Raw genomic sequence first — 12708 nt, 5'->3', positions numbered from 1 at the left:
CGGTTGCCCGGCGGGGTTCATCAGCTTCAAACAACGTGGATGCCGTTCTGTACCCACAAGTGGTGGCTTGGATCCTCCTGGGCGGTGTATTGGGTATAGTCGATACCGTCGGCATTCTGCTGGCCGGTCAGGGTCCAGTTGTCGCTGAGCTGCACGGTATCGTTGCTGTCACCCTTGATCAGCAGGGTGTCGTTGGCGCTTTCGGTCACCGCTACCACGTCGGCCAGGCTCAGACTCAAGGTCACCGAACTGCTGTCGTTGAGGTCGATCACCTCGATGTCGTGCAGGCGCCCAACCAGGTTGCCGAGGTCGATACTGGCATCGCCGCCGGCCCACAACAGGGTGTCGGTACCGCTGCCGCCGTCGACGTTGGTGAACTGCTGATCGACGATCACCAGGGTGTCGTCACCAGCGCCGCCGGTCAGGCTGATTGCTCCACCATGACTACCGTCGAGGTGGTCGTTGCCATCGCCGCCGTGCAGCCCTTCGACCGCAGTGCTGGCAGCCACACTGAACAGCGCGCCAGCGTCATCGTCGCCGCCGGCCAGCAGCGCCGAGGTAGCGGTGAAGGCTGCTGCGTTGTTCAGGCCAATGGTCAGGGTGGCGGTGTCGGTGGTGCCGTTGGGGTGGGTCAATTCGTAGGTGAAGGTGTCCTGCTGGCCAATCACGGCTGCGCTCAGGCCAGGCTTGAGGGTATAGCTGTAGCTGCCATCTGCCTGCACCAGCAGCGTGCCGTAGGTGCCGGTAACACTGATGCCGTTGTAGCCGGGGATGGCATAGGTGTTGGCCGCCACCAGCACGCTGAGCACGGTCAGGCTGGAGCCGAGGGTATCGCTGCCGGTACCGGTGGTGTCGTTGAGCAGGTTGCCGCTGACCGGGGTGTAGCCACTGACTACGAATTCCTTGGTGTAGGTCGTGGTGGTGTTGATAGTGGTGGCAATCGAAGCGGCCAGGCCAATGCCGCCGGCGCTGACGCGAATCTGATACGAACCTGGCCCCTTGTCCTGGAAGGTGTACGCTGCGCCGCCGCCGAGCAGGCTGACCAGTGAGCCGCCGGTAACGGTTTGCTCAACTACATACAGACCTGTTGCCGGGTTGAGCTTGAGCAGCTCGATCTTGGTGCCGCTGAGCAGCCCGAGCAGATTGCTCGAGTTGAGCACTACCTGCAGGTCGGCAGTGGTATCGACCGCAACCGTATTGGTTGCCGACGTCACCGAGCGGTTGCCAATCAGCGGCAAGCTCAGGTTAGCCAGGTTGGCGCTGCCGCTGGTTTCACGGTTGACCAGACTGATACCGGTGCTGTCGAGGTCGTTGACCGCGTCGACCACGGCGGCCGGCGCGCTGTAGTTGTTGTCGTTCCAGATCTCGGTGGCTTGTGGGCTGTCGATGCGCACGTAGAGATTGGCGGTGTCTTTGAGGCCGTTGGCATGCAGCAACTGATAGCTGAACACATCGACCTTGCCCACACTCGACGGGCTGCCGTTGGGGGTATAGCTGTAGCTGCCATCGGCGCGGATCAGCAAGGTGCCGTACAGACCCTGCACTTCGGTGGCGGCGCCGGCGGAGACGTAGCTGCCGTTTTTCAGTACCTGCACCACCGCGCCGTTGTCCGGGCCGGTCTGGTCGACGCTGCCATCGGTGCCAGGGTCGCTGAGGACGTTGCCGGTGGTCGGCGTGCCGGTGCCGGTGAACTGGGTCAGGCTGGTGGACTGCACGTCAAGGCTGGTGGTGACTGTGGTCAGCAGACCGATACCGGTACTGTTGACCGTTAGCCGGTAGTCACCCGCCAGCAGTTCACCGATATTGACCCGCACACCCTGGCCCAGCGGCAGCAGGATCAGGTCGAGCAGCCCCTGGCTGTTGCCGGTGGCGAGGGTGACCCAGGCGCCAGCAGCATTCTTGACCTGCAGGGTGTAGGTCGCGCCGTCGAGCAAGGCCAGGGCGCTGCTGGTGCTGAGGGTCAGGGTCGGGTCGGCAGTAGTGCCGGCGGCGACCGTCCAGGTGAAGGTTTTCGAGAAGCCGGACAACAGCGTACTGAAGCTGTCGGTGAAGGTCTTGGTGGTGATGACCGGGGCCAGGTTCACCGTGGCTACCGCCAGATTGTCGCTGGCCGAGACTGGCGCGTTGGCGTCGACGTCCGGCGCGATCAGCGCAACCCCGGCGGAGACGTTGTTGCGCGGGTCGGTAAGGGTGATCGAAAGGGCCTGGCCGTTATCCTGGGCAGGGCTCAGGGTGACCGTGAAGGTGCCGTCCGGATTGACCGTAGCGGGCTGCGAAACGACCCCGCTGGGACCGCGCACCGTCACCGTCGCGCCAGGCTCGCCGCGCCCGGTGATGACGCTGCCATCGGCATTGATCACCAAATTGCTGGCGATGGCGGGTGGCGTGATGTCCGGAGCAGTCAGGGCCACCCCGGAGGTATTGCCCGCGGCATCGCTCTGGTTGACCGTCAAGGCCTGGTTGTCGACCTGCGCCGCCAGCAAGCTGACCACGAACAGGCCGTTGGCGCCGACGATGGCGCTGCCCAGCACTACGCCGCCGCCGCCGAGCACGGTGATCTTGTTGCCAGCGATGCCGGCGCCGCTGACCAAGGTGCCAGCGGCATTGATGGTGGCGGTGGGGGCGGGCGGTGGCGTGGTGTCCGGCGCGCCGATGGTGGTGGTGCCGGAGATATTGCCAGCGGCGTCGGCCTGGCGCACGGTCAGCACTTGGCCGTCGTTCTGGGTAGCGGTGAGATTGACGGTAAATTGCCCGTTGGGGCCGACCACGGCGGTGCCCAGCGGTGTGCCTGTAGCCGAGAACACGCTAACGGTGGCACCGATTTCGCCCGTGCCACTTAGCTGGGTGCCCAAGCCATTGACCAGCAAGTTGCCTGGCGGGTTGGGCGCCTGCACGTCAGGAGCGTTGAAGCCGATGTTGTCGGACAGATTGAGGGCAGCGTCGCGCTGGCTGACCTCAAGGATCTGGCCATTGAGCTGCGGCGCGTTGAGATTGATGCTGAAGGCGCCGCCGGCGTTGACCTGGCCACTGCCGAGCAGATTGCCCTGTGTATCCCGTACGAACACGGTGGCTCCCGCCTCACCGGTGCCGGTCAGGACCAGACCGTTGCTGGACAGTGCGCTGACTACCGGTATCGCAGGTGGAGTGGTATCACCAGCCTGGACAATGACCGGGGCCGATTCGCCGGCGTCGGCTGCGTCGGCGGTTACCGATAGCAGCTCGCCATTGCGTTGCGCCGGGTTCAGGGTCACGGTGAAGCTGCCGTCCAGCTGAGTGACGATGGTCGAGCCAATGGGCTGACCGGCAGCGTTGGACACGGTGATGATGGCGCCGAGAGAAGAGGTGCCGGTCAGCGTCAGGCCATCACCGGCCAGTACGACATTGAGCGGGGCCTCTGTGAGCGGGATCAGCGGCGGGGTGTAGTCGGCCGGGGCCGACGGATTACCGGCGGCATCGGTCTGCACCACGCTTACTAGCAGACCTGGCTGCGCCGGGGTATCGAGCGCAAACTGGAACGTGCCATTGGCGAGCACGGTGCCTTCGCCTATCTTCGCGCCGTTCTGCGTGACAATCACACTGGCGCCCGCCTCACCGCGTCCGCTGATCACGCTGTAGGTCGCGTCGATCACCAGGTTGCTCACCGGCGCCGGTGGGCTGTTGTCTTCAGCGGTGACAGGGACCGCTGGCGCGGCATTGCCAGAGGCGTCAGTGGCAACCACTTGGAGAACCTGGCCGTCGTTCTGCGCCGGGTCGAGCGCCACGTTGAAGCTCCCGCCCGCAGGCACCTCGATAGTACCGACCACGGTGTTGTCCGGGGCGCGTACGGTGATAAAGCTGCCGACCTCGCCAGTCCCGCTGAGCAGCGTGCCATCAGCGCTGACACTGAGGCCTGTGGGTTGCGCCGGCGGGGTCAGGTCAGGTGCGGTGACGGCGAAGGCCGGCGATGGATTGCCGGTCGCGTCCTGAGCAACGATGCTCAGCACCTGGCCGTTCAGTTGCGCCGGTGACAGGTTCAGCACAAAGCTGCCGTCGGCGCCGATGTTGCCCTGGCCGACCAGATCGCCCTTGTCGTTGAGCACGGTCAGCCGCGCGCCGGCCTCACCGGTGCCGTTCAACTGGGTGCCGCTGGCGTTGATGGTAGCGTTGACTGCAGGCGGTGGGGTGGTGTCCGGAGCGGTCGCCGGGGTGCTTGGCGACAAGTTGCCCTTGGCATCCTCGAGGGTCACCTGGAGCTGCTGGCCATTATTTTGCGACGGGCTCAAAGCCACCACGAACCGGCCATCGTCGCCAACCTGCACGGTGCCGATTTCAGTACTGCCGAGGTATACCCTGGCGGTACTGCCTGGCTCACCGACGCCGCTGAGCTCGCTGCCATCAGCATTCAGCTGCAGTTGCACAGGTGCCGCAGGCGGGGTCAGGTCAGGTGCCTCGACGCTGACCGGCTGGCTGACGTTGCCGGGCGGATCGGCCTGTTGCACCGCGAGCACTTGCTGGTTGATCTGCGCGGGCGTGAGCATGATCTCGAAGCTGCCGTCGGCAAGCACTTTGGTGGTGCCCAGCAACGAGCCGTTGGCATCGGTCACGGTGACGGTTGCGCCGGCTTCACCGCGGCCCGCGATCATGCTGCCGTCGGTACTGATAGTCACCGCAGTGAGCTGCGCCGGCGGGGTGAAGTCAGGGGTATTGAGAGTTGCTGGCGCAGAGACGTTGCCGGCCAGGTCGGTCTGGGTCAGGCTGAGCCGTTCGGCATTGCCCAGGGTAGGGTTGAGGGTCAGGGTAAAGAAGCCGTTGGCATCGACCAGTGCTTCGCCCAGCGGCGCGCCATCCGGGCCGCTGACCCTGACCGTAGCCCCGGCCTCGCCGCGACCAGTCAGGGTCGCGCCGTCGCTGGCAATCGCCAGCGCCGTCAGCGCATCCGGTGCGGTGATATCGGCCGCGGTGGTGCTGGCCGCCGGCGATTGGTTGCCGGCGTTGTCGGTAAGCACGACCTGCAGGCTTTGGCCGTTGGCCTGGATCGGATTGAGCGAGACCTGGAAGCTGCCGTCGTCACGCACGATGCCGCTGCCGAGGACGCTGCCGTCAGCGGCCAGTACAGTGACTTTGCTGCCAGCCTCGCCGGTGCCGCCGAGCAGCGTGCCGCCGCCAGTGACGGCGAGGTTGCCCGGTGCGTTCGGGGCAAGCAGATCGGGTGCGGTCAGGTTGACGCTGTTGGATTCGTTGCCGGCGGCATCGGTCTGGCTGGCGCTGAGCGCCTCGCCATTGCGCTGCGGAGCAGTCAGTTGCAGGCTGAACCGGCCATCGGCGCCGACCACCCCTTCGCCCAGATCCAATCCGCCAGGGCCGCTGATGCTGACCCGCGCGCCGGGCTCGCCACGTCCGGTGAGGGTCAGCCCATCACTGGCCAGTTGCAGTTCGCTGAGTGGCTGCGGCGCAGTGGTATCCGGCGCCTGCAGGGTGGCCGGCAGCGAAGCGCTGCCGTCGGTGCCGACTGCGCTGACCTGCAGGGTTTCACCGTTGGCCTGGACGCTGTTGAGCGCCACCGTGAAGGTGCCGCCTGCCGCTACCACCGCAGTGCCAAGCACTGCGCCGCCTGGGCCGTACACCGTGACCGTGCTGTCGGGAGTGCCGCTGCCGGTCACGCTGAGGCCATCTGCCGCCAGCAGCAAATTACCGGGGATATCCGGCGCCAGGCTGCCTGGTGCAGTGACGGTTTCGGCGGGCGAGGCGTTGCCGCTGGCGTCGCTCTGTACCACGCTGAGATTGCTGCCGACGATTGCCGCCGGGCTCAGGTTGACCGTGAAACGGCCGTCCGCAGCCACTGTGCCGGTCCCCAGCAAGGTGCCATCGGCTGCCCGCACTGCCACCGTTGCGCCAGCTTCGCCGGTGCCGGCCAGGCTGGCGCCATTGGCGGCCACGGCCAGGTTGGCGACGGCGGCGGGCGGGGTAGTGTCAGGCGCGGTGAAGCTGCCGGGTTGGGACACGTTGCCAGCGGCGTCGGTGGCGGTCACTTGCAAGGTCTGACCGTTGGCCTGGACGCTGTTGAGCGTGACCTGGAAGGTGCCATTGCTGGCTGCAACCACGCTACCGAGAACATTGCCGGCACTGTCGCGGACGGTGACCGTACTGCCCGCCTCGGCGGTGCCGCTCAGTTGCACGCCGTTACTGGCCAACAGCAGATTGGCAGGCTCTGCGGGAGGGGTCAGGTCCGGAGCTGTCACGGCCACAGGCGCTGAGGTGTTGTTGCTGGCGTCGCTCTGGGTAACGCTCAGGCGCTGGGCGTTGAGTTGTGCGTTATCCAGGGTCAGGGTAAAGCTGCCGTTGGCGGCGACGTTGCCGCTGCCGATGATGGTGCCATCCGGTCCGCGCACCGTGACGCTGGCGCCGGGTTCGCCGAGGCCGGTCAAGGTCAGGCCATTGTTGTTGAGCATCAAGTTGGTCAGCGGTGCCGGTGGAGTCAGGTCAGGCGTGTTGACCGAGGTCGCGGGTGAGGTATTGCCCGCGGCGTCGTGCTGGGTCACGCCGATCGGCTGGCCGCTGGCCTGTGGGGTGCTGAAGAGCACGCTGAAGCGTCCATCGGCACCTACTGTGGCGGTACCGAGCAAGGCCCCGGCGCTGTTGCGCACCTCGACACTGGCACCGGCTTCGCCCAGACCGGAAAGCTGACGGCCGTCGGCGCTGAGCACGGTTTGGGTAACCGCCGCAGGTGGCGTGCGATCCGGTGTGGCCAGGCTGGCGGGGGCAGAAACATTACCAGCCGCATCGCTCAGGGTGACCTGCAGGGGTGCGCCGCTGGTTTGCGCTGCCGGCAGGGTGATCTGGAACTGGCCGGCCGGGTTGACGGTACCGGTAGCCAGCACAGCGCCACTGGCGTCGCGCACGGTGACGATGGCCCCGACTTCGCCCTGGCCGCTGACCACGGTAGCTGCGCTATTGAGGCTGACGCCGCTGGCCGCCAGGGGCGCTTGCAGGTCTGGCGCAGTGGTCGTCGCTGCCAGCGAAACGTTGTTGCTGGCGTCGCTCTGGGTGACGGTCAACAACTGCGCATTGGCTTGTGGCGGAGTGAGGCTGATGCTGAACAGGCCGGTGCTGGCGACCGTCGCCGAACCGAGCAAGGTGCCATTGGCATCCACTACCGAAACGGTCGCGCCGACCTCGCCGCTACCTGTCAGCAGGCTGCCGCTGCGGTCAATCGCCAGTTGTGTTGGCGCTTCAGGCGCCGTGGTGTCCTCAGCCGTGACGATAGCCGGTACCGAAGGTTTGCCTGCGCCAAAGCGCGCGTTGACCTGCAGAGTCTGGGCGTTGAGTTGAGCGTTGCTGAAGAACACCCGGAAGATACCATCGCTGCCCACCGTCGCAGTACCCAGGGTGTCGCCGGCGGAGGTCACAGTGATCAGTGCACCGACTGTGCCCATGCCGGTCAGGACAAAGCCGTCGGCGCTGAGGTCGAGGTCGGTCGGTGTTGCGACTTCGCTGCCATCCGGGCCGGCCAGCGGTGTGCTGGCTTCGCCGCCCGGGTCCTTGACCACTACAGAGGCGCTGTCGCCGCTGGCCAGCGGCGGTTTGATCGGCACCACGAAGCTGCCGTCCGGGCCTGCCACCACGCTACCTATGTCCTTGCCGTCGGCGTCACGCACGACCACCGTGCTGCCGGGCTCGGCGTTGCCGCCGACGCTGGTACCATCAGGGCTGACGCTGATATCGGTCGCTTCTGCGGGTACGGTGGTGTCAGGGGCGGTGATCGGCAGCACCGGGCTGGTGTTGGTTGCCGCATCGACAGCCTCCAACAGCAGCGGTTGACCGTTGTTCTGGCTGCCTGGCAGCTGCACGCTGAAGCTACCGTCTGCCTCGACAGCCCCTCTGATCAACTCGATGCCGTTGGCATCGCGAATGATCACCTCGGTGGCACCTGGAGCGGTGCCGGAGACCTTGCCGTCATTGGCCACGCTGACGCCGATGGGCAGGGCTGGCGGGGTCAGGTCGGGCGCGGTGACTGGCACCACAGCGGATTCATTGCGGCCATCGGTGGCGACCACGCTCAAGCCCTGGCCGTCTTTCTGCGCTGGGTCGAGAATGACGCTGAAATCGCCGCTTTGTGGCACGGTGGTGCTGCCGATCACAGTGCCGGCAGCGTCACGTACTTCGACCGTGCTGCCCGCTTCGCCCCTGCCACTGACCTGGGTGCCATCGGCGTTGACCTGCACGCCGGTTGGCAGGGTCGGGGCAGTAGTGTCGATGGCGTTGATCGGCACGCTCGGGGAGGTCTGCCCTTGCAGGTCGGTGACAGTTACCGACAATTGCTCGCCCGCGACCGGCACGGGGTTGAGCTGGAGGCTGAAGCTGCCGTTGTCAGGCACCACCACACTGCCGATGAGGTCCCCGTTCGGGTCGCGCACCTGAACCGTCGTGCCGGGTTCGGCCTGACCGCTGATCAGGTTGCCGCCCGCATTGAGTTGCACCCCTTGAGCAGCTTCAGGGGCTTGCAGGTCTGGCGCGGTCAGGGTGTCCGGCTCGGAGATGTTGCCAGCCTGGTCCTTTTGCGTGGCGGTCAGAGTCTGGCCGTTGAGCTGGACGGGGTTGAGGGCGATCTGGAAGCTGCCATCGCCCTGTACGGTTGCGCTGCCAAGGATGACGCCGCCAGTGCCGGTCACGGTGACGACGCTGCCGGGTTCACCGCGTCCACTGAGCACACTGCCGTCCGCCGCCAATACCAGGCCGGTGGGCGCATCGGGGGCCTGGCCGTCAGGGGCGGTGACGGGCACTGTGGTGGAGATATTGCCCGCCGGATCGCGCTGCTCGACGGTCAGTGCCTGGCCGTTGTTCAGGGCTGGGCTGAGGGGAATCGTGAAGCCGCCGTTGGCTTGCACTACCGCGCTGCCGAGCACTGTACCGTCAGCGGCGCGTACGGTTACGGTAGCGCCAGGTTCGCCAAGGCCCGTGATCTGGCTACCGGTGCCATTGATCGCCTCATTGCTGATCGGCTCCGGTGCCTGAGTGTCGGGCGCAGTGAAGTCGACCGGACCGGCGCTGTTGCCGCGGCTGTCGGTGGCTTCGACGGTCAGTTTCTCGCCGTTGCGCTGGGGCTGGTTGAGGGTCACGCTGAAGTTGCCGTCGGCGCCTACCGTGCTACTGCCCAGCACGGTACCGTCGGCAGCCCGCACGGTGACCAGCGAGCCGGCCTGACCGACACCGGTCAGTTGGGTGCCGGCGATATCCAGTGCCATCTGCGCCGGTTGCAACGGGCCGTCGAGGTCCGGCGCAGTTGCGCTGGCGCTGGACTCGTTGCCCGCCGCATCGCGCAGCTCGACGTCGAGCACCTGGCCATCGGTCTGGGCGGGGGCGAGGGTGACGGTGAATATGCCATTGGCGCCTACCAGCGCAGTGCCCAGCAAATTGCCCTGAGCGTTGCGCACTTCTACTGTGGTGCCGGCTTCGCCGCGGCCGGTCAGGATCACGCCGTTGGCGCTGATCTGCAGGTCACTGGCTTCGCCTGGCGGGGTGATATCCGGGGCAGTGATCTGCGCTGGCAGTGAACTGCTGGCGCCATCCACCGCAACCACGTCAAGCAATTCGCCGTTGGCTTGCGCCGGGTTCAGCGGCAGGGTGAAGGTACCGCCCGCGCCGACCACCGTGCTCGCCAGGACATTGCCTTGGGCATCACGAACGTCAATCCGCGTACCCGGGGTAGCACTGCCGCTGATCGAGCTGCCGTCCGCGGCCAGGCTGAGATTGCTCGGGGTCGCTGGGATGGGCGTATTGGGTACGGTCAGGTCGAGTTCCGGCGAGGTGTTGCCGGCGGCATCCTTCTGCACCAGGCTGATGGCCTGGCCCGCAGCGGCGGGGGTATCCAGATCGAACAGGAAGGTGCCGTTGGCGCCGACTGTGCCAGTGCCGAGCAGGGCGCCATTGGCATCCCGCACCTCGACGATGGCACCTGCTTCACCACGACCGGCAATGGTCAGACCGCCATTGCCCACGGTCACGCCGCTGATGATCGTTGGCGCAGTGATGTCCGGGGCGTCGTAAGCCAGCGGCGTCGATGCGTTGCCGGCCAGGTCGATGACGCGGATATCGAGCACTTCACCATTGGCCTGAGGTGGGTTGAGGGTCAGGGTGAAGGTGCCGTTGGCAGCCACGATGGCGCTGCCGAGCAAATCGCCATTGGCGGCGCGGACCTCGACCCGGGCGCCTGGCTCGGCGCTGCCGCTGAGGGTCTCGCCAGCGCTCAGGCTGAGGTTGGTGGGCTGGGCGGGGGCCTGCAGGTCAGGGCTGAGCAGCGTAGCTGGGGCCGAGGCATTGCCTGCGGCATCGGTCAGGGTGACTTGCAGGCTTGAGCCGTCGGTAACGGCGGCAGGCAGTTGCAGGTTGAAGCTGCCGTCGGCCAGGACGGTGCCGATCGCGAGCAGATTGCCTTGAGCGTCGAGCACCTTGACGGTGCTGCCAGGCTCGCCGCGACCCGATACCGTACGCCCGTCTCCGCTGATAGCGAGTCCGCTGGCCGGGTTTGGTGAAGTAGTGTCGGGGCTGTCCAGGTCGGGTGCGCTGACACTGCCGGGCGCAGAGAGATTGCCCTTGGCATCGGTGGCGGTAACCTGCAGTGCTTCGCCGTCTACCTGGGCCGGATTCAGGGCGATGGTGAACACGCCGGTTGGGCCGACCACAGCTGTGCCGAGTTCAACGCCATTGGCGCCCACCACTCGCACCGTGCTGCCAGGCTCGGCGCGGCCGCTGAGCTGGCTGCCATCAGCGCTGACCACAAGCTGGCTGGGGGCAGCGGGCGCGGTGATATCCGGTGCGCTGATCTGCACCGGCAGCGACACGCCGCCGTTGCCATCAAGGGCAACTACGTCGAGTAACTGACCGTTGGCCTGCGCTGGATTGAGCACCACGATAAAGGTGCCTTCGGCGCCGACCACGACGCTGCCGATCACGTTGCCATTGGCATCACGCACCTGAATGCGGCTGCCAGGCGGGGCACTGCCGCTGAGCGAACTGCCGTTGGCAGCGATGCTCAGGTCACTCGGGCTTAGCGGGGTGGCGGTAAGGGGCACATCGAACGGCAGCGGCGCTGACGCATTGCCACTGGCGTCGGTCTGCACCACGTTCAGGCGCTCGCCTGGCTGCACGGCGCCGTTGAGTTCGATCAGGAAGGTACCGTTGGCAGCTACTGTGCCGCTGCCGAGCAGCAGGCCATTGCTGTCGCGTACTTCGACCGTGGCACCGGGCTCACCGCGGCCGCCCAATACTTGCCGATCCGGACCGACAACCAGGCCACTGACTGCGGCTGGGGCGGTGGTGTCGGGGGCATTGAACTGGAGTGGCGCCGAGGTGTTCTGGGCGGCGTCGACCAGGCGCACGTCCAGCGCTTCACCGTTGGCCTGGGGCGGATTCAACGTCAGGCTGAAACTGCCGTCGGCAGCCACAACGCCGCTGCCGATCAGGGCGCCTGAGGCGTCGCGGACCTGCACCGTGGTGCCTGGCTCGCCTTTACCGGTCAGGGTGGCTCCGTTGCTCAGCTGCAGGTCGGTGGGCTGCGCAGGTGCAAGCAGGTCGCGCGACACCACGCTGCCGGCGGCGGAGACGTTGCCGGCCGCATCGGTGAGGGTGACCTGCAACGTGCTGCCGTCGAGCACGGCAGGGTCGAGGGTAATCTGGAAGGTGCCGTCGGCGCCGACGGTGCCGCTGCCCAGCAGGTTGCCGTCAGCATCGCGCACCTGCACGGTGGTACCCACTTCGCCGCGACCGCTCAGTTGTTTGCCGGTGCCGGCGATGACCAGATCGGTTGGCGCATTCGGCGCAGTGGTGTCGACCGGCGGCGTATCGATGTCCGGGGCTGTGGTGTTGCCAGGCGCTGAGGTGTTGCCGGCAGCATCTGTAAGGGTCACCTCGAGCGCCTGGCCGTTGGTTTGTGGCGGGCTCAGGGTGACATCGAAACGGCCGTCGGCACCGACTGTGCCGGTGCCGATCAAGTTGCCCGCCGCGTCACGGATGTTGACCGTGGTGCCGGCTTCGCCCCGGCCGCTCAGGCGCAGGCCATCAGGCGAGACCAATAGATCGATCGGGCTGGCCGGGGCGGTGGTGTCGCCTGGGTTCGGTGAGCTGCCACCGCTGCTGCCACCGCCACCGCCACCGCCGCCGCCACCGCCGACTGCCGCCGCAGCGCCGCCGGCGCCCAGCAAGCCCAGGGCCGCGATGGCAAAGGTGTTGGTCCCGCTGCCGGCAACGCCGACCCCGGCCATCAGCTCATCCAGCGAGGCGATGTCCTCGAAGGTGAAACCGGTAAAGGCCTCTGCGTTGTACTGGGCGTGCCAGAGCGTGCCGTCTTCGCCGACGAAGACCATGTCGCTCTGCTCGCCCGCCGCGTCGACTACAAAGAAGTTGCCGATGGTGACCTTTTCGCCCGACTTGAGCGTGACGATCAGGTCCTGGCCGCTGCGAGTGACGGTGGCCACTTCGCCTGGCGGCACTGGCATCTGCACCAGGCCCGGCCCTTTCAGGCTCAGATTGCCCCAAGCGTTCTGGGTAACGGCGGCGGTTTGCTTGTCGGCAACGACGATGTTGTCCATAGGTGCTCCCTGCTGATGGCCCGGCGGTGAACACAGACCAGAGGGCCGGCGCAGACGTGCGCAGCGGCCGTCCAGAGCGGTCCTTGTTCACCGGTAGTAAGGGAGATATAGCAGCCGTGCGGGAGCCAACCAGAGGCTTTCTGGG

1 protein-coding gene is annotated in these 12708 nt (G+C 66.6%); it reads right to left on the bottom strand.

Translation table 11 applies throughout. From position 1 onward, the window contains the following. Nucleotides 1–26: 26 nt before the first annotated feature. A complete protein-coding gene (locus tag HU736_RS13210) occupies nucleotides 27–12563 on the bottom strand; it encodes a BapA/Bap/LapF family large adhesin (RefSeq protein ID WP_186701448.1) in 12537 nt (4178 codons plus the stop codon). Nucleotides 12564–12708 lie beyond the last annotated feature (145 nt).

Origin of the sequence: Pseudomonas shirazensis (assembly GCF_014268785.2) — a bacterium.
In the GTDB taxonomy this organism is placed as follows: domain Bacteria; phylum Pseudomonadota; class Gammaproteobacteria; order Pseudomonadales; family Pseudomonadaceae; genus Aquipseudomonas; species Aquipseudomonas shirazensis.
This window is presented reverse-complemented; position numbering and strand designations above follow the sequence as displayed.

Excerpts from the sequence above, each read along its gene's own strand:
- HU736_RS13210 (WP_186701448.1), bottom strand. The coding sequence starts at position 12,563 with ATGGACAACATCGTCGTTGCCGACAAGCAAACCGCCGCCGTTACCCAG.